The following is a 24,273-nucleotide window of genomic DNA, read 5'->3' on the forward strand; positions in this document are numbered from 1 at the left end:
AAGACCAAGCTGGATATATTTTATAGACAAGTCTGTATGTGTATGGTGTATGGCACGCGCCACAAAATGTGGCAAGCATACGGTGATCCCGCACTGTTTTTAGAGTTTCCCTTTTCTCCGAAGGAGCCACGCACATGGCACCGACTACCACCACCCGCCCGGCCCGTCCACGCCGTGCCCCCAAGCCTGAGGGGCAGTGGAAGATTGATGGCCGCACACCCCTCAATGATGACGAACGCATCAAGCAAGAAGAGGAGGCTTTTGCTGTCCGCCAGCGCGTTATTGACGTGTATTCCAAGAAGGGGTTTGATTCCATTGCGCCGGAGGATATTGCGCCGCGCTTTAAGTGGCTGGGTATTTATACTCAGCGCCGCCAGGATCTAGGTGGGGAGCACACCGGGCAACTGGATAATTCCGAGTTGCAGGATAAGTACTTTATGATGCGGGTGCGCTTTGATGGGGGCCAGGCCAGCCCGGAGAAGCTGCGTGTGGTGGGGGAGATTTCTCGGGACTATGCCCGTGGCACAGCGGACTTTACCGATAGGCAAAATATCCAGCTCCACTGGATTCGCATTGAAGATGTGCCGATCATCTGGGAAAAGCTAGAGGCTGTGGGTCTTTCTACCCTCATGGGCTGTGGGGACGTGCCGCGCGTGATCTTGGGTTCCCCGGTGGCCGGGGTGGCGGCGGAGGAGGTTATTGATGCCACACCCGCCATTGAAGAGATCGTAGAAAAGTACGTGAGCGGCGATGAGTTCACTAATCTGCCGCGAAAGTTTAAAACCGCCATTTCCGGGCATGCCCGCCAGGACGTGACCCACGAGATCCAAGATATTTCCTTTGTGGCTTCTATTCACCCGGAGCATGGCCCCGGTTTTGAGTGCTTTGTGGGTGGCGGCCTTTCTACTAATCCAATGCTGGCGCAGCCCCTGGGAGTGTGGATTCCCCTGGAGGAGGTTCCTCAGGTATGGGCCGGGGTGGCGCGGATCTTCCGTGATTATGGCTTCCGCCGCCTGCGCAACCGCGCCAGGTTGAAGTTTCTGGTAGCAAAATGGGGGATTGAGAAGTTCCGCGAGGTGCTAGAGCAGGAGTACCTCGGGTATCGGCTTATCGACGGCCCCGAGGTCACTACCAACCCTGGAAACCGCGATCACATCGGTATTCACCCGCAAAAAGACGGGCTTTTTTATCTGGGTGTCAAACCCACCGTGGGGCATACCACGGGGGAACAGCTCATTGCCGTGGCTGAGGTGGCGGAGCGTTTTGGCATTGAGCGGATTCGTACCACCGTGGATAAGGAACTGCTCTTCCTTGACGTACCGAGGGAGAGCCTTAAAGATCTGGCAGATGCCCTTGATGCGGTGGGATTGTATTCCCACCCCAGCGAGTTCCGCCGTGGCATCATTTCTTGCACCGGCTTGGAGTTCTGCAAGCTCGCCCACGTGACCACCAAGGCGCGGGCGATTGCTCTCGTCGATGAACTGGAGGAACGCTTGGGCGACCTCGATGTTCCCCTGAAGATCTCGTTGAATGGCTGCCCTAATTCCTGTGCCCGCACGCAGGTATCGGATATTGGGCTCAAAGGCCAGACAGTGACGGATGCCGAGGGCAACCGCGTGGAGGGTTTCCAGGTGCACCTTGGTGGTTCCATGAGCTTGGACCCGAACTTTGGCCGCAAGCTCAAAGGCCACAAGGTACTAGCCGACGAAGTAGGCGATTACGTGGTGCGTGTGGTGAGCAAGTTCAAAGAACAACGAGAGGAAGGCGAGCAGTTCCGGCACTGGGTGGCCCGCGCCGAAGAGGAGGCCCTGCAATGAGCCTGCGGCGCACCCCCAATCCCAATCGCAACCACCCCTTATATTGCCCCTACTGCGCGGGGGAACAACTTTTTCCCGATGAGCACACGGATTTTGCTTGGTTATGCGCAGATTGCACCCGCATTTTTGAAGTGAAGTACCACGGCCAGGATGATCCCCCGAACCGCCCGGCTCCGGCTCTATCCACGGCCCAGGCATTGCGGCGATCGTTGGAACGCGCCCAAAACAAGAACAGCAATAATCATGAGGAGGCACGATGAGCACCCGCATCAACCTGCTTGGCGCTACTGGCTCCACTGCTCAAGAGATTCGTGACCCCGAGATCTCCCCGGAGGGCCCGCGCAGCACCGCTGCCTTGTCTAAGAAGGCGGCCCGGCGCAATGAGGAATTGGTAGAGCGCTGGGCCGATGAGCTGTATCAAGCCAGTGCCAGCACCATCTTTGAGTGGACTCAAGAGCACGCTCCCGGTTCCATTGCCGTGACGCTCTCGATGGAAAATACCGTGCTGGCGGAACTTAGTTCCCGCCATCTTCCCACGGCGGATTTTCTCTTTCTCGATACCGGCTATCACTTTAAGGAAACCCTGGCGGTAGCGGAGGACGTCGATAAGCGTTATGAACAGCGCTTGGTGCGGGTGCGTCCGGTCCTTAGCCGGGAGCAACAGGATGCCACGTATGGAAAGAACCTTTATCGCTCCCACCCCACGGCCTGCTGCCGGATGCGCAAGGTTGAGCCGTTAGCGCATGCCCTTTCCCCTTATGTGGGGTGGGTGACCGGTTTGCGCCGAGCTGATGGCCCCACGCGGGCGCAGGCCCCGGCCCTTTCCCTGGACAGTACTGGGCGGCTCAAGATTTCTCCGATTATTACCTGGACCCTGGAGGAAACTCAGGAGTTCATCGAGGCCAATAACCTCATTGAGAACCCTCTAACCCACCAGGGCTATCCCTCCATTGGCTGCGCCACCTGCACCTTGCCGGTAACTGAGGGCCAAGACCCGCGCGCCGGACGTTGGGCAAATTCCACCAAGACAGAATGCGGGTTGCACTCATGATCTCTCCACATTTACGTGACCTTGAAGATGAATCCATCCATATCCTGCGGGAGGTAGCCGGGCAGTTTGATAAAGCGGCCCTGCTCTTTTCCGGGGGTAAGGATTCCGTGGTGGTTTTTGAGCTAGCCCGCCGCGCCTTTGCGCCCTCCGTGGTGCCCTTTGAACTCCTCCATGTGGATACGGGGCATAATTTCCCGGAGGTTCTGGCTTTCCGCGATGATCTGGTGGCCCGCACCGGAGCACGTCTGAGGGTGGCCAAGGTACAGGACTGGATTGACCGCGGAGACCTGCGCGAGCGCCCCGATGGTACCCGTAACCCCCTCCAAACCGTTCCGTTGGTGGAGACCATCGCGCAGCAGGGGTACGACGCCGTGTTGGGTGGTGCCCGCCGCGATGAGGAACGTGCTCGTGCCAAGGAGCGTGTGTTTTCTGTGCGTGATTCCTTTGGCGGCTGGGATCCACGCCGCCAGCGCCCGGAATTATGGTCGTTGTATAACGGCGCCCACCTTCCCGGAGAAAATATCCGCGTTTTCCCCATCTCTAATTGGACGGAAAGCGACGTATGGGAATACATCGGAGCCCGCGATATTGCGTTGCCTCCCATCTACTTTTCCCATGAGCGCGAGGTCTTTCTCCGCGATGGCATGTGGCTTACCCCCGGTGAATGGGGTGGCCCCCGCGAGGGGGAGGAGATAGAGAAACGTCAGGTGCGGTACCGCACCGTGGGAGATATGAGCTGTACTGGGGCCGTGGAATCCACGGCGAGCAGCATTGACGAGGTGATTGCAGAGATCAGCACTTCCACGCTGACGGAACGCGGGGCCACCCGCGCCGATGATCGCCTCAGTGAATCCGCGATGGAAGACCGCAAGAAGGAAGGGTACTTCTGATGCCAACCGTGACCACTGCTCGCAACGCACTCTCTCAACGCGAGACGCTACGCCTTTGCACCGCAGGTTCCGTGGACGATGGGAAATCCACCTTCGTGGGCCGCTTGCTGCATGACACACAATCGGTTCTTGCCGATCAACTCGCAGCCGTGGAACGGACCTCAGCTGATCGTGGTTTTGACGGTCTAGATTTTTCCTTGCTCGTCGATGGTCTGCGGGCTGAGCGGGAGCAGGGCATTACTATCGACGTCGCCTATCGCTACTTTGCCACCGGAAAGCGTACCTTCATTCTGGCCGATACTCCTGGCCATGTGCAGTACACTCGCAATACCGTCACTGGTATGAGTACCTCGCAGGCGGTGGTGCTCTTGGTAGATGCGCGGCATGGCGTGGTGGAGCAAACTCGGCGTCATCTCACCGTGGCTGGGTTACTGGGAATCCGACATGCGGTGTTGGCAGTGAACAAGATTGACCTGGTGGATTATTCAGAAGAAATATTCCGCGCTATCGAGGCAGAATGTTTGGGGGTGGCGCAGCAATTAGGCATCTCGGATATTCAGATGGTGCCGATTTCTGCATTGCGCGGAGATAACGTGGTGGAGCCTTCCACGCAGATGGACTGGTACACCGGCCCCACAGTGCTAGAGGTGCTGGAATCCATTCCGGTTGCTGGAGGGCGAGCTCAAGAATTACCGCTGCGCTTTCCCGTGCAGCACGTGATCCGCGAGCATTCCCAAGATTACCGCGGATATGCGGGGCGTGTGGAAGCAGGCAGGGTGGCAGTGGGAGATATTATCTCCACCCCCGGTGGGAGGCTAACCCGGATAAGCAATATTGATACTGCCGATGGCTCTGTGGACCATGCTCGTGCTGGGCAGTCTGTGGTGCTGCGTCTGGTTGATGAGATCGACCTTGTGCGAGGCGATCTATTAGCATCGGAAGAGCGCCCAGAGGATCGACGCTCTTTCTCTGCCACGGTGGTGGGGCTTTCTGAGGCGGAGCTTCGCCCCGGAGCGCTATTCAAACTGCGCTATGGTACAGCGCTGGAAAAAGCTCGTATTACGGGCATCACCGGGGTAGTGGATATTGATAGTGGTGCTCTTATTTCTGATATTGATCGAGTACGGCTTAATGACATAGCAGTAGTCAATATTGAATTGGCGAGATCTCTGCCGATAGAAGACTATGCCGCACGAGGCGCAGTGGGTTCTTTCTTGCTTATCGACGCCTCCACGGGCGATACGTTAGCCGCTGGTCTTGTGGGATCGCGCGGAGAAATATAGGGGATAAATCATGACGCTCATCACTTTGGCGCATGGATCACGCCATGAGGGAACTGCTGCGGTGATAGATAATCTTACGGCAGCAGCAGGATCGTGTTTAGGTGAGACTGCGGTATCCGCATATCTTGAACTTCAGCGCCCTGTTCTACGCGATGTGGTTACTGAACTTGCTCGCCAGGGACATCGACATGCCATTGTGGTTCCCTTGCTTTTTACCGACGCCTATCATGCCCGCCATGATGCTCCTCGTGCTCTTCATGATGCTTCTGATTTGGGGGTGCAGCTTATGCTGGCGCCCCCGCTGGGGCTGGGTGATGAGATTGCTTCTCTCTTAGTCCAGGTAATCAAAGAAGATACGGATTCTCCGATCCACGTGGTGTTATGGGCAGTGGGTTCTTCTGATCAGGTGGCTAATGAGAGAATGCGAGCACTTGGGGTCACGGTGGCGAAACGCGCTGGATATTCAGTGACCACACTCTTTGCAACTAGGGGAGGGCTGGAGGCGCTACAAAAAATCACTCAAAAATATTCTCGGGTACATCTTCTTCCCCTCTTTGTGGCTCCGGGATTGCTCTTTGACCTGGCTATGAACTCTGGGTGCGCCTTTTCTTACTCTCTTCCTTTGGGGTCTCGCCTTGCGGAGGTTGTCGCCCGCAGATATGAACACGCAAGGAGATCTGGCTGATGCGTACTTTGATTTTGGTATGTTTGGGAGGTTTTGCTGCTCAACTAGTTGATGGGGGCCTTGGCATGGGATTTGGTGCTACCTCCACCACTTTCCTTATTGCCTTGGCTGGGATTGGGCCAGCTCAAGCTAGTGCGGTGGTTCATACCGCGGAACTGGGCACTACTCTGGCCTCGGGAATTAGCCACTGGAAGTTTGGCAATGTGGATTGGAAGGTGGTGCTTTTTCTTGGGGGGCCAGGTGCCGTAGGGTCCTTCCTCGGTGCGACGGTCCTGGCGCGGATTTCTACGGAAGCGGCACGCCCCATTACTGCTGCCATTCTGTTAGTTATTGGGATGAACTTGCTGTGGCGCTTTAGCCGTTTTGCTCCTCAGAAATTTGGCAGTAGGCCGCACCATCCAGGCTTTTTGGGAGGATTAGGCTTCTTCGGGGGCTTTATTGACGCTACCGGTGGTGGCGGTTGGGGGCCAGTGACTACTTCGACATTGCTCACTTTAGGGCGCACGGAACCGCGCCGAGTAGTGGGCACAGTGAATACTGCTGAATTTCTGGTGACGGCAGCGGCTGTGTTGGGGTTTGTTCTTGGCTTATGGGAGGATTTGGCGGCACACTTCGTGCTAGTATTTGCTTTGCTGGTGGGGGGTGTAATTGCGGCACCTATTGCTGCATGGCTCGTAAACCGCATGAATACTGTTATTTTAGGTGCAGCAGTGGGCACTCTCTTGGTCCTTCTCAATGTAGGGGTAGTGGCACAAGTATTTGGTATGGGTGGGGAAACTGTATGGTTACTCCAGGCGATCACCCTTGCTGCTGGTATAGGGGCGTCGTTGATGGGGTGGATGCGCATGCAGAAACAAATCCTGCGTTCACGTGGCTCCTCGGATGTACAGGCTTCTTGTGCTGCTTAGGTTTGAGTAGGCCAACTGGGGTGTTGGAGAGGTGGGCGTCCCCTGCGGGTGGTGTGGCGTAGATTTTGTGCTAAAATGCCCACGTCAGTGGTATCAGTGTGCCTAAGATAGGAAAGAAGATGTTTCGATACCCCCGAAATGGGCTAGAGTTTGGAGGTGGAGCTCTTGTTTGATCATAAAAATACCCGTGGCATATTTGGGTCAATGAGGAAGATTAGCGTTTTCCTTTTTGCCTTCATGGTTGCCATTGTTGGTTCTGTGATCGTGCCGCAGTCACATGCGTATGCGGAAGAGTCTGCAAGTTATACACCCCGAACTGATGAGTGGGATGTCAGGGGTATGACATCCTCGACAGCGGTGGTGCGGAAAAGGGTAACCTTATTTATGGCGGCGGTGCCGCCAGGAGTGAGGCTGGTAACCCTAATAGTAATGCTGGCTTTGGTTGGTGTATTGACCTGGGGCTTCCTTTGCCGACCCAGGATTGGCGCGCTGTTTATAGAAAAGAAAATGCGAAGAAGTTAGACATCGAGCCGGAGCGCGTAGATGCGGCGATGTTTATGGTTAAATCCCTTGTTGATGCATATAACAATGGGGAATATGATAAAGCTGCGACGTACAATATTTATGTGCAGGCGTTGCTTGGTGATACGACGAGAAGGACGGAAAGCGGTTTAACTCCTGCTCAGTACGCTTCTAACGTAATTGTTGAAGGCGTGAAAGCGTCGAATTCTCATCGTGGCCGCCCCACTCCTGAGGAATTTACTAAACTTACGGGTTTTGAAGCCAGAAACAATGGCCAGGGTGTGCGGAAGGTAGCGGATATAGATTATCGGGCCAAGAAGGGCTCGTATATTGTCTATGTTGGTCCTGAAGGTGGAAAGGGCAATGGACAACGGATGATTCCGATTGACCAGCCTGGTGTGGCCGTGGAGCCCAAGCCGGAGGAGCCGAAGACTGAAGTACCTACTTCGGATACTCCTACTACCTCGGTGACTACGGAGCGTCCTGCTCCGAAGAGTCCTGTGATTGGTACGTCGGCTGATTTTGCTGATGGTGCTAAGCGTGTGGTTGCTGGTGCCACGGTGAATGACACTGTGACGTATAAGGATTTGGTGCCGGGTAAGAAGTATAAGCTGTCTGCGGAGTTGGTTGATAAGGCTGACGGTAAGACGGTGGTGGGCACTGGTTCTGTGGAGTTCACTGCTTCTGAGTCTGGTGATGGTGAAGTCGTTGTTCCGATTGTGGTGAATGATGATGTGAAGGCGCCTGTGGAGTCTGCTGTGGCGTTTGAGACGTTGACGTCTCAGGATGCTGAGGCGCAGGAGAACCGTGCGGAGAAGTTGACGGATGGTTCGAAGCCTTCTGGTGAGGTGATTGCTGATCACAAGGATCCCAATGATGATGCTCAGACGGTCACGTCGGAGCCGGTCAAGACTGCGGATGTGAAGCTGAAGAAGTACATCGGTGCGAAGGCGGAGAATGCTGATTCGTTGTCGGTGGCTGAGGCTGAGGCGTTGAATGATTCTCAGACGGTTGAGCAGGCGCATAAGGCTGGCAAGGCTGATGAGGATTTGACGGTTGCGTTCGTGGTGGAGAACACCGGTGCGTTGGATCTGAAGGATCTGCAGTTGTCGGATGCTGCTATCAAGGAGGCGTTTAAGAATGCTGTTGATGGCACTGAGGCTGGTGTGGATGATGAGACTCCGCAGGTGAGCAATATTCGTGCGGTGGATGCTGAGAAGCAGAAGCTGTTGAAGTCGGGCGAGAAGATGGTCTTTGTGGGCGATCTGAAGGCTCCGGCTGCGGGTAAGTTGCATGCGGATAAGGCTGATGTTGCTGGTGTCCCGGTTGATGACGAGGGTGAGCCCACGGCGTATACCCCGGTTGATGACAAGGGTCAGCCGCAGAAGGATGAGCAGGGTAATCCTGTGGTCAATGAGCCTGAGGAGCCGGTGAAGTCTGATGAGGATCAGGCTCATGCCACGACTCCGGAGAGCTTGGAGCCGTCTTTGGAGACGGTGGCTGAGTTTGATGGTGATGCGGAGGCTGTGAAGCCTGGTGTGACTGTGAATGACACTGTTTCTTATAAGGATTTGGTGCCGGGTAAGCAGTACACGTTGGATGCTCAGTTGGTGGATAAGGCTGATGGTAAGACTGTGGTGGGTGAGGGTTCTGTGACCTTTACGCCGGAGTCTGCTTCTGGTGAGCAGGTTGTTCCGATCAAGGTTGATGATGGTGTGACTGAGCCTGTTGCTGCTGCTGTGGCGTTTGAGACGTTGTCTTCGAAGGATGAGGATGCGTTGGCGCAGAGGGCTTCTGATGAGGTTCTTGATGGTGAGCCTGCTCATGGTGGCATTGTGGAGTTGCCGAAGTCGGTGACTCGTGAGGCTGTTGTGGCGGTGCACCATGACATCGAGGACGAAGACCAGACGGTTGAATCCAAGGAAACCAAGAACGAGAAGCCATCGGAAGCCACTGCTACTGCTGAGGAGAACCCTGTGAAGCCACAGACTCCTTCGGATGAGTCTTCTGAGGAGCCCACCGATACCGAGCCGAAACCTGTTCCGAGTCCTACCTCTGCGATTTCTTCAACGCCGGAGCCTACGCCTGAGAAGGTTGAGCTGGAGACTCCGGAGCCGGAGGCTCCTAAGACTCCGAAGTTGGAGTTGAAGAAGTACATCAATGGTAATGATTCTCAGGAGTGGGATGCTGCTGAGGAGTTGGAGCCGGGTGAGAAGGCTGAGGTGACGTTTGTGGTGAAGAACACTGGGAACGTGGATCTCAAGGATGTGGTGCTTTCGGATGAGACGGTTGAGGGTGTTGGTGATGTCACTGGTATTGCGCCGGAGAAGATTGATCTTTTGAAGGTGGGTGCGTCTGAGACGTTTACTGGTGAGTTGGTTTTGCCGGAGTCGGATGTGAAGCATAAGGATGTTGCTAAGGCTGAGGGCGTTCCGGTGGATGAGTCTGGTAAGGAGATTCCGTGGGTTGATGAGGATGGTGTGGAGCACAAGCCGGGTGAGAAGGTTGTGTCGAATGATGATCCTGCTCATGCGGTGACTCCGAAGCCGGGTGAGTCGGTGAAGCCGAAGCCCGCGGGTAAGCCCGAGCCGGGCAAGCCCGCTGAGCAGCCCAAGCCGGAGTCTCCGAAGGCAAAGTCTGAGTCGAAGGATTCTGTTTCGAAGACTGTGCTGGATAAGAAGCGGGAGCGTAATTCCGTGGAGGTTATTGAGGGTGAGCCGGATGTGGGTACTCCGGTAGCGCCTAAGACTCCGCGTCGTTCGATTAAGGCGATTCCTTCCGGTTCGTTAGTGTGGGATGAGTCCCTCCCCGCCCACATTTAACGAGCGCATGGTGTCTTAACACCATCGTCGATGATTGAGAAAGGCACTCCGTAATGGAGTGCCTTTCTTTTGTGTCTTAGGGCGGGAAATCTTGACCGGACATGCAGCTTGTTTATGCTGATGTGGATCTGAGTCCTTGTGCTGGAGAGCGCTAGAAGTACTGCGAGTGTCTTCTGTGTGAGAGGGGAATGGCAAGATGCTAAAGAAGCGTTATAGCTCCTGTAAGAGGAATGAAATCACTGCGTCGATCGGTGAATTGTCGATCTGGCCAGGGGCTGCTGTAGATCTTGATCAATAGTGCAGCTTGAGAGCGACGGCCATCTTTGTTATGGGAAGTTCTGGCTGGGATGTGGAGGCGGCAGGCAACCTGTAGTGTGTGTACAGGTATAGGTTCTGTTTGGCATCTTAGGAAGATAGAGCAACCTTGATGCGTGCTCTCTGAAAGGTTGGATTCGCCAGGGCTGGCGATGGTAGGGAATATTATAGGCCTCCCTGTTGCTGGGTGGTAAATCTTACTCCATGCTTACCGTATTGCCTGCAATTGGGTGAGGCTTAATTTACATGTTTTCCTGGGGTAGGAGTGTTTTACTAACGCTCCAGCTTTTATTTGAAGTCGCTTAATTTATCCAAAATTCCCCTACCCTTTTCGGTGCCATGCACTTTGTTGTGGAGAAGATTTAATCCTTCCTGGTAATTCTTCCTAGGTGCTTGCGTACGGCATGGAATCCTTCTGAGGCGGTGATGGTGCCACCTTGAGCTGTGGCAATCTGTATATCGTCGATAGTAATTTCTCTGGCTCGTAGAGCGACCATCTCGGAATGGTAGCGGACCCACACCGCGAATACCGCAGCCACGGGTACGGCGAGGAATGCACCAATGATGCCGAAGAGCGCGGAGCCCACCGTGACAGAAAGCAGCACGATGGCAGCGTGGAGATTCATGGCCTTAGATTGAATGATGGGTTGCAAGATATTCCCCTCAAGTTGCTGTACAGCGATGATGAGTACCAGAACCAATATTGCGTTGGTAAGGCCATTGGACACTAATGCAATGATGACGGCGAGGGCACCAGCGGTGAAAGCACCGATGATGGGAATGAAGCCAGCAAAAAAGGTGATGATTGCTAGGGCAAGGGCCAAGGGGACTTGGAGGATCACAAGGCCGAGGCCGATGAATAAGGCATCGACGAAGGAAACCAATGCTTGAGCGCGGATGAAGCCGGCCAGGGTGTTCCATGATCGGGAAAGGATCTCGGTGAGATGCCAGCCAACGTTGCCGCCGGTGTATTGACGCATCATGGGTAAAAATCGCGTGCCGTCTTTGAGGAAGAAGAAGGTGAGTACGAGTGCTACCACCACGGTGACGGCCCCGGAAGTTGCAGAGGAAATTCCAGAGAATACGCCTGAGGCGATTTGCGATCCCTGAGATTGGAGCATGGAGGTGATTTCCTGTATCATCCCATCGAATTCTCCTAGTTCTATATTCAAGGGTGGCCCCTGAACCCAGTTTTGCAGATGATTAATTCCCTCGGTAGCGCGATTAACAAGTTCGGGTATTTGTTTGGCTACGGAAGGGGCTATGGCGGCAAAGACTCCGGCCACTACGGCAATGGAGCCCAGCATGGTGATGATGGTGGCCAGCGCTGGAGGAACTTTGTATTTCCGAAGGAAGGAGACAGGAGGCCACAAGACGGTGCAGATGATGAGAGCTAGAAGAACGGGGAAAAGCCCCACCCAGATCATGCCCAGGCCTTTCCACAGGATAGCGCCCGCTACCACGAGGATGATGAAGCGTAGAGCCCATCCGGATAGCCAGCGCCCATCCTGGCCTAAAATAACGGAGCGATCAGTGATGGTGCGCTCTATTTCCTCGGAGGGGTTTTCATCTGAGACTGGTTTTTCTGCCAGTGATTCCACCGCAGCGGGAAAATCCTTGGTGAGCCGTTGGGTGGCTTCCTCATCGGGCCGCGTGGGAGGTGAGACGCGGGCGGCGTCGTCAGCTCCCACGGGCCTGTGTTTGTTATTTTTGCTCATAGTTTCATTAGGCTACGGCAATTACTCTTTTTTTGATACGAGGGCGCCTACGCTGGCGATAAAGCCTCCTCCCACTGCCGCAGCTATAGGTGCAGCCCACCACAATCCGAAGGAGAAAATCCTGCCAGGATTGTTAAGGAAGGACATGTCTTGTGTAGCCAAGACCCCTACTAAGGATCCCGTGATCAGGGCTAGAAACCACGGGCCGAGTGTGGGGAATAGGAGCGCAAGCAGGGAATAGCGGCTGGCGCTGGAGTCCGTCAACACGCGACGCAGCGGGCGTTGCTGCTGGCGATGCAGCATGACCAGGGCGGTGAGGGCGATGAGTGCGATGGTGCTGGCGGTAAGCGGATGTAGCATGTGCTCCGTACGGAGAGCCTGCATTTGTGGCCCCTCCGCCTGATAAAGGTGGCTATAGCTGGCTTGCCCGATGAGCACTGCTTTGAACTCGCGTTGTTGCTCTGGGGAGAAGGAGGAGAACTCGGGGATGATTACTCTACTGAGGGCGGATGGCACCAAACCTAGTTTGCGTGCCTCGGGGGAGTCGATACCTAGCACGATATTGGGAGTGAGTTCGTTATCTAAGAGGGGGATGGCCGTGAGGCCTGGTATCACGGTGCCACCTTCAAAGGTTCCAGTGGCGGAGCGGAAGAATACGAGACTGCCACTGCCGGAGGTCATGTATTCCTCCCCGGCGTGGTTGATGAGTTCCGCGGCGCGGGGAGAATCGGCTAGTCCTATGAGTCCTAGCGGGGCGTGATCGCATACAGGGAGTTCGATACGTTCCCCGGTGTGTTGAGGGAAGCATTCCGCGCCGTGGCCGCTGGTAGCACGAGGGTAATCCGTGGGACGTGTGGGTGTGACTGGGCCGAGATCCACGCGGGCGGAACGTGGCCAACCATTGGCGGGGTAGTGAGGGTTGAAGGACCACTTATGGGTTGAGTGGTGGGCGCCGATATCGGTGAATCATCCGGAGTGATAGTCCGAGCCTGCCTCAAGATCGAGAGTCGTCCCTTCCAAGCGAGTAGCAGAGGCCTTCTGCATGTGTACTGCCAACGCCATTGACAAGCCATGCATGGCAATTGCTGGAGAGTGCTGTGGCGGTGCCGGGAACCGCGATGGTGGCTCCCAGCGTTACGGCAGCGGAGCCGAGGGCGGCAACAAACCTTCTTCTAGTGTGCTGCATGTGAAATAAACCTTCCTGTGATTCCGATAACCCTATCTGGGCAAGGTAAGGTTAAGGGAAGTGATTCAGCCGGGGAAGGTTATGCGACTTATGTCATTTTGTTGGGGATTGCTCATGATCGCCGTGCCACTTCCTAAAAACACAACAGGCCTGCCGTCATGAAAGACAGCAGGCCGCAAGCGATCCCCTCTTATACTGCGGGAATCTTTAGCTCAGCAAGGTCATTGCCCTCGGCATCGTCGAGGTCGATCTCCCACACCAGGTTACCATCCTCCTCATCTAAGGAGAGGCTGTCGATCACTCCCTCGGGCTGCTGATTCAGAGCCTCCTGGGCAGCCTGGACGGCAGTCACGGTGGCAGCGGCCGCCTGGGTGTGGTCGTCATCGTCGTCATTATCCCGACCCTCTTCGGTGACCTTGCCGCGAGCATCTACGCGGAGATTGAGGTGATCCTCCCCGGAGATGAGGTCAATCTCGTAAGAATCACCTTCACGATCCAGCTCGGTAATGATCCCATCGGGATAGGTGGTCAGCGCGTCCTGGATGGCGGCGAGAGCACCGTCGGTCGCCACAATCGCCTCAGCGGGGTCGTCCTTGTCATCATCGGCAGCAGTAGAGGGGGCCGGTGCCTCCTCGGTGATGGTCACAAACTCCGTGGTAATCGGGTTTTCATCCTCGCTGCTGCATGCACTCAGCGCCAGAGCGGCGCAGGCGACAGGGATCAGGGCCAGACGGCGGTTCATGGGGCTCCTCACGGTATAGGGATTCAAGAAGCCCCAGCCTACCTTAGCGCTCGATGTGTCCTACCTGCGTGGGAATACCAAAGCGGTGCATGGTCACCGATACTGCTTGTTCCAAGAGGAAGGGCAGTAATTCGCGGCGGCCATCGGCTACCACGGGTTTATCTAGCACCACGGACTGAGATTTCGCGGCCGCGACGTAGAGCTCCTGGTCTACCTTGCCCAGGGTGCGCACCCTTGCGGAGGAAGCCTGCGTGATTCCGCGCGCGTAGGCTTCGTCGCTGGCCACACGAACCTCAGCGCCAGCGCGACGCAACTCAGGGGCCAGCTCACTGGTGGTGGAGATGTCCAGAGCCACCCCCGTGACAGCGGAGGCCAGAAGCAGACGTACGACGTCGCGTAGCTCATAGCCAGCCCCCACACGCAGGCGCAGCGGCTCTAGGAGGCGGCGGTAGCGGAAGATATTGGCCTCCGATACCAGCCCCGTGGGATCGTGCTGCACACCAAACTCCTCGCGCCAGGCCACGGCATCGAGCTCAGCTGCGCGCCACAGCCAGGCGCGATCAGATTCGGAGAGATCATCGTCGAACTGATTGAGCAGGGCCACTACGGCGGGGGAGACGGTCACGTTGCGGGCGAGCAGCGGACCATCCGCCCAGGTACCAAACTGAGCCACGTAGTTGGGCCCACCGGCCTTCGCGCCGGGTCCCACCACCGAGTTCTTCCAACCGCCGAAGGGCTGGCGTTGCACGATGGCGCCAGTGATACCGCGGTTGACATAGGCGTTACCCACCTCCACGTGCTCCAACCAGTAGGCGATCTCGTTATCGTCCAGAGAATGAATACCGCCGGTGAGTCCAAAGCCGGTGGAGTTTTGCCACTCCACGGCCTCTGCCAGGGTTTCCGCGTGCATGATTCCCAGCACGGGGCCGAAGCACTCGTGGGTGTGGTACCAGGAACCGGGCTTGACGTTATCGCGGATACCAGGGGACCACAGCAGCCCCTCCTCATCGAGCTTCTTGGGCTTGACCAGCCAGTTCTCCCCCGGCTCCAATTGGGTCAGACCGCGCAGCAGCTTCTCGCTCGGCGGCTCGATGAGTCCGTTCATGGTGGTGGAAACCTCGGTGCCGGGGCCCACCTGAAGGGTTTCCACGGCGTCGATAAGCTGATTTAGGAAGCGCTGGGAGCGCCCCTGCGGGCCCACCAGGATCACCAGAGAAGCTGCCGAGCACTTCTGCCCGGAGTGCTTGAAGGCGGACTGATAGAGGTCGGCCACCGCGAGGTCGGGGTCCGCAGACGGGGTGACGATGATGGCGTTCTTGCCGGAGGTCTCCGCGGAGATCGCCATACGCGGGTTCCAGGAGCGGAAAAGCGCGGCGGTATCAGAGGCACCCGTCAAAATCACCTGATCCACCTGCTCGTGGCTAATCAGGGCCTTGCCCGCTGCGCCCTCATCGGTGCGCAGCAACTGCACGAGGTCGGGGTCCTGGCCGGCGGCTTCCAGACCGCGCCGAATAGCGGACACCGCCACCTCAGAGCAGCGCACCACCTGTGGGGCGGGCTTGATAATCACAGCCGAGCCTGCCGCCAGGGCGGAGAGCATGCCCCCTACCGGGATCGCCACGGGGAAGTTCCACGGGGGCACCACCACGGTGACCTTGTGCGGGGTAAATACCCCGGCGTAATCATCTAGAGCGGCGGCGCTATGGCCGTAGAAGGAAGCGAAGTCGATGGCCTCGGAGATTTCTGGGTCGCACTGGTCGATGGTCTTGCGTGCCTCGTGGCTCATGGTGGCTAGAAGTTCACCGCGGGCGTCGGCAAGCTCATCAGCAATGCGGTACAGCACCTCGGCGCGTTGCGCGCCCGGTAGACTACCCCAGGGCTCGGCCAGCCCGGTGGCACGCGCCACGGCTGTATCCACCTGGGCGGGGTCGGTGATCTCCCCGGCCTCAATGGGGGTAGCACCGCGTTCCAGGGCTTCCAAGGCCCAGAGGCGGTTGGGCGCTAAGGCGGCGTCGGTATCCGGTTCGTTGATGAAGCGTCCGATCTTGGGGGCCTGTGCACCACTTTCTTCCAGGCGATTCTGAATGCGGCGCTCTCCGGCGAAGGTGCTCCACCGCTCCGCCACCGCGCGGCGGAAGCGTTCCTCTTGGGAACCCATCGGGGTGAGGTGATCCGGGCCCTCCACCTCGGGGGCGAAGAGAGAATAGAGGAAGTTCTGCTTCTCGCTATTTTCCTCCAGGCGGCGCACCAGGTAGCTAATAGCTACGTCGAAGTCTTCCGCGTGTACAACGGGGGTGTACAGAATGAGATCGCCAAAGACCTTGCGCACCGCGCGAGACTGAGCAGGTGCCATGCCTTGCAGCATCTCCGCGTCCAACTGGCGCTCCACCCCGCGTGCAGCGGCCAGCTCCCAGGCCAAGGCCAGTGTGTAGAGGTTGTGGCTGGCCACGCCGATGCGGATGGCATCGGCGTACTCCGGCTGCAAAACGTAATCCAGTAGGCGCAGGTAGTTCGCGTCTACCTCGTCCTTGGTGCGGTAAGGGGCTTGCTTCCAGCCGTGGCTTTCGGCTGCCACTCGCTCCATCGAGAGGTTTGCGCCCTTGACCAGCCGCACCTTGATCGGAGCGCCGCCTTCGGAGCGGCGCTTTAAAGCAAACTCGGTGAGTTCTTCTAGGGCCGCCAGGGTATCCGGCAGGTAGGCCTGGAGCACGATGCCAGCTTCGAGATCCTTGAATTCCGACTCACTGATGAGCTCGGTGAACAGCCGGATAGTCAGGTGCAGATCGTGGTATTCCTCCATGTCCAGGTTAATGAATACTTTGCTGCTGCGGGCCTGGGCTTCTTGGTAGAGCGGGCGCAGGCGATCCTTGAGGCGCACTACCGAACCCTCAAAATCCCAGTGGTTCAACTGCGCGCACAGGCTCGATGCTTTCACCGACACATAGGTTACGCGCGGGTTGCGGATGAGCTGACGGGTGCGCTCGGCGCGAGCCTTGGCTTCCTTTTCGCCTAGCACGGCTTCACCTAGCAGATTGAGGTTAAGCTGCGTGCCCTGGGCTGCAGCTTTATCCAATAACTTATTGAGGGCATCGCCCTCGGCATCGAGCACCAGGTGGCCCACCAGCTGCCGCATGCGCGCGCGGGCCACCAGCATCACGACACCGGGTAGGGCATAGCTGGCGACGGCCCCCAGACCCATCATCGCCTTATTCACTGGGCCGAGGAAGCTCGGAATTTCACCCAGGCTGCGTAGACTGGCCGCCGCCACCTTATTATCCTCCGGGCGGGCCACGCGATCCACGAACTCCATCGTGAAGCGCACACCCTCGGGATCGCGCACCATGTCAGCTAGTTGCTCGGTGGCGCGGGTCTCTTTGCGGGAAGATTCGGAGTCGGTTTGATTCAGCCATTCCTCGGCCAGACGCAGAGCCTGGGGTACCACGGCCTCAACGTCGCCGGAATTGGTGGGGATGAGGGAAGAAGTATTCATCGGGTGATTCTTTCTCTGAGTTAAGGGAGGGGGTAATGGCCGCCCCTGGAAACGGGGCGGGGTGCCGCTACGCGGTAGATACTCGTTGCAGCGCGCGTTTAGAGCAGTGGTGCAAAGGTGGGAATCAAGGAGAATAGATCCTTGGGATCATCGGGATCGGCCACCAGATCAAGGTGGGTCTCAAGATCGGAACCGGCCACGGAATCACGCAGGTAGCGCAGGGCGGCAAAGTCATTGATGGCAAAGCCCACGGAATCAAAGAGCGTGATCTGCTCAGCAGAGGTGCGGCCCTCACGCTTACCGGCGATGACCTCCCACATCTCGATTACCGGGAAGTCCGCTGGCATCTGCTGAATCTCGCCCTCAATGCGGGTTTGCTCCGGGAACTCCACGAACACATCGGCCTTATCCAAAATCGCGGCCTCCAGTTCCGTCTTACCGGGGCAATCCCCACCCACGGCGTTGAGGTGCACTCCGGGGGCTACGTGTTCGGTGCTCAGGATCGTATTCTGAGCTTTATCGGCGGTGCAGGTGGTAATCACATCGGCGCCCGCCACGGCGTCGGCTACCGATGCCGCCCGGTGCACGCGGAAGCCCAGCGGCTCGACGTTGCGCACGAACTTATCCACGGCAGCCGGGTCAATGTCATAGATGCGAATGTCCTCGATCCCCAGGGCTGCACGCATGCCGAGGGCCTGGAACTCGGATTGGCTGCCCGCACCGATCATGCCCATCACCGTGGAATCCTTGCGGGCCAGGTGGCGGGCCACCATGCCGGAGGTAGCGGCGGTGCGCAGGGCCGTGAGCAGGGTCATCTCCGCGAGGAAGGTGGGGTAACCATTATCGACGTCCGCGAGCATGCCGAAGGCGGCCACCGTCTGGAATCCGCGCGCCGGGTTGGAAGGGTGCCCATTGACGTACTTGAAGGCGTACTCCTCGCCATCGGAGGTGGGCATGAGCTCGATGACACCGAGGGGGGTGTGGCTGGCCACGCGGGGGATCTTGTCAAAACGCTGCCAGCGCTCGTAATCGCGCTCCAAGTAGTCCATCATTCCGCTGATGATCTTTTCCACACCCTCGCGCTGAATCCACTGGGTCATGGACTTGACATCGACGAAACCGGTCATAGAAAACAGTGCTCCTTATCTGATTGAGCTGATTGAAGATCGAAGTGTTTGCTGGGGCTGGGTCTGGTGGGGCTGCTTAATCCCCCTGCTGGCGATCATGCCCGTGTTCTTGCAAGCCCGCTTGGCGTTCAGCCTGGCGGGCATCTACAGCATCCATGATTCGACTGCGGTTCACTCTCCACCCCAAAGCCAAAATGGGGAAGAAAAGGAGGGAAACAATGAGTGTCCAGGTGCCCACCGGATAGTCAAAGGCCATGAGCACGATGACACAGCCCAAAAAACCCAGCGTGAGATAGTTTGTCCACGGCGCCAAATACGCTTGATACGCGGGGCGTTCGTAGATGCCCTTCTTAGCCAGGGCCACGAACTTCATGTGGGATAGGGCGATGGCCGCCCAGCTAGCCATCGTTCCCAAAGCGGCGAGGTTGAGCACGATCTCAAAGGTTTGCTCCGGCACCACATAATTCAACCCCACCCCCACTAGTGCTACCGCTGTGGTCAGCAGGATGCCCCCGTAGGGCACTCCGGAGCGGGTGAGCTTGGCAGCGAACTTGGGGGCAGAACCCGCCAGTGCCAGGGAGTGCATGATGCGCCCGGTGGAGTACAGCCCGGCGTTCAGTGAGGAGAGCGCTGCCGTAATCACAATGAGCTGCATGATGGGGGCCGCCACATCCACCCCGATGGAGGCGAAGAAGGTGACGAAGGGCGATTCTCCCGCAGAATACTCGGTATAGGGCAAAAGCAGACACAGCAGGAGAACCGAGCCGAAGTAAAACACCGCAATGCGCAGAATCACCAGGTTGATGGCCTTGGGGATCTCCGTGCGGGCATCCTTGGCCTCGCCTGAGGTGGTGCCCACGAGCTCGATACCGGCGTAGGCAAACACCACGCCTTGCACCACAATGAGCGCGGGCAGGAGGCCATTGGGGAATACCCCGCCGCCCTCGGAAAGCAGATGGATGCCCGTGGGCTGCCCGTTAGGGCTGCCGAAGATCACAAAGAAGATACCGATGATGAGGAAGAGAATCAGCGCGCCGACCTTCACGGCGGAGAACCAAAACTCCAACTCTCCAAAGACCTTCACTGAGACTAGGTTCAGCCCCAGCACGCCCAGTACCACGGCTAGCGCCAGCAACCACTGGGGGAGTTGGTTGATGAAATCGCTGTACTGACCGAACCACTTGATGTAAATGGCGATGGCAGTGCCGTCAGCCACGGCGGTCATGGCCCAGTTAAACCAATACATCCACCCCGCGGTATAGGCGGCTTTCTCCCCAAAGAACTCCCTGGCATAGGAGACAAAGGAACCGGAGGTAGGCCGGTACACAATGAGCTCGCCCAGGGAACGCAGGATGAGGTAGCCGAAGAGGCCACAGATGAGATAGAGGAGCGCCAGGGCGGGCCCGGCCTGTTCCAGGCGCGCGCCTGTGCCCAGGAAGAGCCCGGTGCCAATGGCGGAACCGATGGCGATCATCTGGAGCTGACGGCGGCTCAGCGACTTCTGGAGGCCGGTGTGCTCATCGGGATGCACATGACCACGGTTTTTACGGGATGTCTTTCCCTTTTTGATGCGCCGACGAGTTCGTTGGCGGGGGAGAAGTGGTGATGCAGTGCCCTCCCTCGGTGTGGGAATAAGAGCGGGGCACTCGTTTGGTATGTGCTGTGCCATAAGGCGGAACCTATATGAGAAGGTGCATATTGTGAACCCGTGTTTATTTGGGCTTGGGGGAGAGTGGAATCACTCGAGGGGGCGGTTGACCAGGGGTATTAGGACGTTTCTCCCACTTTGTGGGGTGGCTGGAAAGTAACTGGATGTGGCATTTGTCTCGCCATTATCACCCCCAAATGGGTGATGGTCCACTCTGGGTTTCTCGGTGGCCCGTGCTCTCTTGAGTGTGGAATTGCCTGACGTTCGGTAAGGCTGCTTGATGGAGTGCTAATGCTGTGTAAAAAAATTGAGCGGAGTGGGAACAACTTTGAAGGGGGTGGCGTTGGGGTAGATGTAGGCTTGAGTGTGGCCGACTCAATGATTGTTGTGCTCGTCTGTTATGATGGGTGCCGGAGTTGAGCGGTGCACAGTCAAGGTGCGGCACTCAACTGGAATACATATTCAATCAGGAGGAAAAGATAATGGGACGTGCAGTAGGAATTGACTTGGGTACCACGAACTCGGTGGTATCCGTGCTAGAAGGTGGCGAGCCCACCGTTATTGCGAACGCCGAGGGCTCGCGCACCACGCCTTCCGTGGTGGCCTTCGCTAAGAACGGTGAGGTGCTGGTGGGACAGTCCGCTAAGAACCAGGCCGTGACCAACGTGGATCGAACCATCCGCTCCGTGAAGCGCCACATCGGTGAAAATGATTGGCACGTGGACATCGACGAGAAGAAGTACACCCCACAGGAAATTTCCGCTCGTACCCTGCAAAAGCTCAAGAGGGACGCGGAGGCTTACTTGGGTGAGGACGTTACCGACGCCGTGATTACCGTCCCGGCTTACTTTGAGGACGCCCAGCGCCAGGCCACTAAGGAAGCTGGCCAGATCGCGGGCCTGAATGTGCTGCGTATCGTCAATGAGCCCACCGCAGCGGCCCTGGCCTACGGACTGGAGAAGAATGACGAGGAGCAGACCATCCTCGTATTTGACCTCGGTGGCGGTACCTTTGACGTTTCCCTGCTGGAGATCGGTGACGGCGTGGTGGAGGTGCGCGCCACCGCCGGTGATAACCAGCTCGGCGGCGATGACTGGGACCAGCGCATCGTGGATTGGCTGGCGGAGAAGTTCAAGGCCAGCAACGGCATTGACCTGACCAAGGATAAGATGGCCCTCCAGCGCCTGCGCGAGGCTGCGGAGAAGGCGAAGATTGAACTTTCCTCTTCCCAGCAGGCCACCATCAACCTGCCCTACATCACCGTGGACGCCGAGAAGAACCCCCTCTTCCTCGACGAGACCCTTTCCCGCGCCGAGTTCCAGCGCATCACCCAGGATCTGCTCGACCGCACCAAGAAGCCCTTTAACCAGGTGCTTGCGGACGCGGATATGAAGGTCTCCGACATTGACCAGGTGGTGCTCGTGGGTGGTTCCACTCGTATGCCTGCCGTGACCGATTTGGTTAAGGAACTCACCGGCGGCAAGGAGCCGAACAAGGGCGTGAACCCCGATGAGGTCGTGGCCGTGGGTGCCGCTTTGCAGGCCGGCGTGCTGCGCGGCGAGGTCAAGGACGTGCTGCTTCTCGACGTCACTCCGCTCTCCCTTGGCATTGAGACCAAGGGCGGAGTGATGACCAAGCTCATCGAGCGCAACACCACGATCCCCACTAAGCGCTCGGAAACCTTCACCACCGCCGAGGACAACCAGCCCTCCGTACAGATTCAGGTGTTCCAGGGTGAGCGTGAGATGGCCGCAGCTAACAAGCTGCTCGGCTCCTTCGAACTCGGTGGTATCGCTCCCGCCCCGCGCGGAGTGCCGCAGATCGAGGTGACCTTTGACATTGACGCCAACGGCATTGTGCACGTGACTGCCAAGGATAAGGGCACAGGTAAGGAGAACACCATCACCATCCAGGATGGTTCTGGCCTTTCCCAGGAGGAGATTGACCGCATGGTCAAGGATGCGGAGGCCCACGCCGAGGAGGATAAGAAGCGCCGCGAGGAGCAGGAGACCCGCAACGCCGCGGAGTCCACCGCCTACCAGACCCGCAAGTTCCTGGAAGATAACGCGGATAAGGTTTCCGAGGAAACCAAGACCAAGGTGGAGGCCGCTGCCACTGAGGTGGAAGAAGCCCTCAAGGGCGACGACCTGGAGGCCATCAAGGCCGCTGTGGAGAAGCTGAACACCGAGTCCCAGGAGATGGGCAAAGCCATCTATGAGGCTGAGGCAGCTAAGCAGGGCGCTGCTGATGCTGAGGGTGCCGCCAACGACGACGTTGTGGACGCCGAGGTTGTGGACGAAGAGGGTGACAAGAAGTGACCCAGAACGACGACGCAACCGAAGAGCCGGAGAACGTCGAGGAGACCCCTTTGGAAACCGCTGAGGAAGCTCCCGAGGCGGAGGAACCAGCCGCCGATCCGGTAGCGGAACTCACCGAGGATCTCCAGCGCGTGACGGCAGAGTACGCCAACTATCGACGCCGCTCTACCCGCGAGCGCCAGGCAGCCGTGGAGGCCGCTCGCGCCTCCGTGGTCTCTCAGTTGCTGCCCATCATGGATGATCTGGCCCTGGCTAAGCAGCACGGTGATCTGGAAGAAGGTCCGCTCAAGGCCTTCTCCGAGAAGTTCCACTCCACCCTTGATTCCCTGGGCCTGGTGGCCTTTGGTGAGGAGGGAGAGGGCTTTGACCCTGAACTGCATGAAGCCGTGCAGGATAGTTCCTCCGGGGACGAGAAGATTCTGGGTACGGTGCTCCGCCAGGGGTACCGCCTGGGTGATAAGACCATCCGACACGCGATGGTGATGATCGCTGATCCCGCAGAATAATTAGCGCGGAGATTTCTCGGCACCGCTGATCGCTTTTATTCGACCAGCGGTGCCGTTTTTCTTAAAAGCAAGAAAGGAGGAGATGCCCAGTGGCTGAGCGCGAATGGGCAGAAAAGAACTATTACGCGGACCTGGGAGTCTCCTCGTCCGCAAGCCAGGAGGATATTAAAAAGGCGTATCGAAAAATCGCCCGCGAGAATCACCCGGATAAAAAGCCGGGGGATAAGGTAGCCGAGGAACGCTTTAAGAAAGCCGCCGAGGCATACGACGTCGTAGGCGATGAGGCTAAGCGCAAGGAATACGATGATTTTCGTGCCATGCTCGGCAGTGGCGGGTTAGGAGGCTCCGGTTTTCCGGGCGGGTTTCGCTCGTCCGGGACGGCGGGGAACTTCCAAGCCTCGGACTTCTTTGGACAAGGCGGAGGTTATTCTCCAGAGGGCGGTCTTGGTGACATCTTCGGTAGCTTCTTTGGTCGCGGCGGGAATCCTCGCCAATCAGCTCGGCCGACCAGGGGAGCGGACGTCGAAACGGATATCACGCTCGACTTCCGGGAAGCGGCGAAGGGGGCCACTCTTCCCCTTCAACTAAGCGGCGAGGCCCCTTGCAATACCTGCCACGGCTCGGGCTCTAAGTCCGGCCACCCCACCACTTGCCAGGCATGCCAGGGCACGGGTTTTACCTCGGAGCAGCGGGGCGCCTTCGGGCTATCCGCTCCCTGTAGCGTCTGCGGTGGCACCGGGGAGATCATTGAGGATCCCTGCCCCACGTGCCAGGGCAGCGGCACGGTGCATCGGACTCGCTCGATTACGGTGCGTATCCCGGCCGGAGTGATTGACGGGCAAAAAGTGCGCCTGGCAGGCCAAGGAGAGGCAGGCCCCAATGGCAAGCCCTCCGGCGATCTCTTCGTGACGGTACACGTGCGCCCTGACCCCGTGTTTACCCGCTCTGGGGACGACCTAGAGGTGACCGTGCCGGTTTCCTTTGCGGAATTGGCCCTGGGTGACACGATTACCGTGCCTACCCTGGATTCGCCGGTGCGGGTGAAAGTTCCTGCTGGTACCCGTGATGGGCGCACGCTGCGCGTGCGTGGGCGAGGCATTAAGAACGGTGATCTGCGGGTGAAGGTACAGGTTAAGGTGCCCACCAACCTGGATGCCGCGGCCACCAGTGCCCTGCGCACCTATGCCCAGGCGGAGCGAGAATCCGGGTTCAACCCCCGCACTGATTGGGAAGGGGCGAAGTAGC

Annotated in this window: 17 protein-coding genes; 11 read left to right on the forward strand and 6 right to left on the reverse strand. The window is 57.9% G+C overall.

The window, feature by feature from the left end:
- The first annotated feature begins 134 nt into the window (after positions 1-134).
- The 8 genes from Clow_RS06940 (at position 135) to Clow_RS06970 (ending at position 9,978) form a co-directional block, all read left to right on the forward strand.
- Entirely contained in the window at positions 135-1,817 is a 1,683-nt protein-coding gene (locus tag Clow_RS06940) for a nitrite/sulfite reductase (protein ID WP_055178069.1), read from the forward strand.
- The gene (locus Clow_RS06945; RefSeq protein ID WP_055178070.1) at positions 1,814-2,077 is read left to right on the forward strand and encodes a hypothetical protein; all 264 of its coding nucleotides are present in this window, start codon (positions 1,814-1,816) and stop codon (positions 2,075-2,077) included. The genes Clow_RS06940 and Clow_RS06945 overlap by 4 nt, the downstream gene beginning before the upstream one ends.
- Positions 2,074-2,868 carry a phosphoadenylyl-sulfate reductase gene (locus Clow_RS06950; protein ID WP_055178071.1) on the forward strand — a complete coding sequence of 265 codons (795 nt, stop codon included), beginning with the start codon at positions 2,074-2,076 and terminating at the stop codon, positions 2,866-2,868. The genes Clow_RS06945 and Clow_RS06950 overlap by 4 nt, the downstream gene beginning before the upstream one ends.
- On the forward strand, positions 2,865-3,758 hold the full coding sequence (cysD, locus tag Clow_RS06955) for a sulfate adenylyltransferase subunit CysD (RefSeq protein ID WP_245625725.1): 894 nt from the start codon (positions 2,865-2,867) through the stop codon (positions 3,756-3,758). Before Clow_RS06950 ends, cysD begins: the two co-directional genes overlap by 4 nt.
- Positions 3,758-5,041 (forward strand): sulfate adenylyltransferase subunit 1, encoded by a 1,284-nt coding sequence (locus Clow_RS06960; RefSeq protein WP_055178073.1) that lies wholly within the window; start codon positions 3,758-3,760, stop codon positions 5,039-5,041. Before cysD ends, Clow_RS06960 begins: the two co-directional genes overlap by 1 nt.
- A 10-nt stretch (positions 5,042-5,051) precedes the next feature.
- A complete protein-coding gene (locus Clow_RS11430) occupies positions 5,052-5,726 on the forward strand; it encodes a sirohydrochlorin chelatase (RefSeq protein WP_082418584.1) in 675 nt (224 codons plus the stop codon).
- Positions 5,726-6,634: a sulfite exporter TauE/SafE family protein gene (locus tag Clow_RS11435; protein WP_082418585.1), complete on the forward strand. Its 909-nt coding sequence runs from the start codon at positions 5,726-5,728 to the stop codon at positions 6,632-6,634. Before Clow_RS11430 ends, Clow_RS11435 begins: the two co-directional genes overlap by 1 nt.
- 323 nt (positions 6,635-6,957) lie before the next feature.
- Entirely contained in the window at positions 6,958-9,978 is a 3,021-nt protein-coding gene (locus Clow_RS06970) for a VaFE repeat-containing surface-anchored protein (RefSeq protein ID WP_156334737.1), read from the forward strand.
- A 677-nt stretch (positions 9,979-10,655) separates the two neighbouring features.
- On the opposite strand, the gene Clow_RS06975 is transcribed toward Clow_RS06970, so the two are convergent.
- The 6 genes from Clow_RS06975 to Clow_RS07000 all read right to left on the reverse strand — a co-directional run bounded on the left by Clow_RS06975 (position 10,656) and on the right by Clow_RS07000 (position 20,030).
- Positions 10,656-12,011 (reverse strand): AI-2E family transporter, encoded by a 1,356-nt coding sequence (locus tag Clow_RS06975; protein WP_055178076.1) that lies wholly within the window; start codon positions 12,009-12,011, stop codon positions 10,656-10,658.
- Between the two features lie 21 nt (positions 12,012-12,032).
- Positions 12,033-12,890 (reverse strand): hypothetical protein, encoded by an 858-nt coding sequence (locus tag Clow_RS06980; protein WP_156334739.1) that lies wholly within the window; start codon positions 12,888-12,890, stop codon positions 12,033-12,035.
- A gap of 497 nt (positions 12,891-13,387) precedes the next feature.
- On the reverse strand, positions 13,388-13,939 hold the full coding sequence (locus Clow_RS06985; protein ID WP_055178078.1) for a PepSY domain-containing protein: 552 nt from the start codon (positions 13,937-13,939) through the stop codon (positions 13,388-13,390).
- A 43-nt stretch (positions 13,940-13,982) separates the two neighbouring features.
- The gene (locus tag Clow_RS06990; RefSeq protein WP_055178079.1) at positions 13,983-17,429 is read right to left on the reverse strand and encodes a bifunctional proline dehydrogenase/L-glutamate gamma-semialdehyde dehydrogenase; all 3,447 of its coding nucleotides are present in this window, start codon (positions 17,427-17,429) and stop codon (positions 13,983-13,985) included.
- Between the two features lie 98 nt (positions 17,430-17,527).
- On the reverse strand, positions 17,528-18,556 hold the full coding sequence (locus Clow_RS06995) for an ornithine cyclodeaminase (protein ID WP_055178080.1): 1,029 nt from the start codon (positions 18,554-18,556) through the stop codon (positions 17,528-17,530).
- Between the two features lie 76 nt (positions 18,557-18,632).
- Positions 18,633-20,030 (reverse strand): amino acid permease, encoded by a 1,398-nt coding sequence (locus Clow_RS07000; protein ID WP_245625730.1) that lies wholly within the window; start codon positions 20,028-20,030, stop codon positions 18,633-18,635.
- A gap of 656 nt (positions 20,031-20,686) precedes the next feature.
- On the opposite strand from Clow_RS07000, the gene dnaK reads away from it, so the two are divergent.
- The 3 genes from dnaK to dnaJ all read left to right on the forward strand — a co-directional run bounded on the left by dnaK (position 20,687) and on the right by dnaJ (position 24,272).
- Positions 20,687-22,522 (forward strand): molecular chaperone DnaK, encoded by a 1,836-nt coding sequence (gene dnaK / locus Clow_RS07005; protein WP_055178081.1) that lies wholly within the window; start codon positions 20,687-20,689, stop codon positions 22,520-22,522.
- Positions 22,519-23,028: a nucleotide exchange factor GrpE gene (gene grpE, locus Clow_RS07010; protein ID WP_082418586.1), complete on the forward strand. Its 510-nt coding sequence runs from the start codon at positions 22,519-22,521 to the stop codon at positions 23,026-23,028. Before dnaK ends, grpE begins: the two co-directional genes overlap by 4 nt.
- 89 nt (positions 23,029-23,117) lie before the next feature.
- Positions 23,118-24,272, forward strand: coding sequence for a molecular chaperone DnaJ (gene dnaJ / locus Clow_RS07015; protein ID WP_055178082.1), 1,155 nt, complete (start codon positions 23,118-23,120; stop codon positions 24,270-24,272).
- Position 24,273: the final 1 nt, after the last annotated feature.

Origin of the sequence: Corynebacterium lowii (genome assembly GCF_001412085.1) — a bacterium.
GTDB lineage: Bacteria > Actinomycetota > Actinomycetes > Mycobacteriales > Mycobacteriaceae > Corynebacterium > Corynebacterium lowii.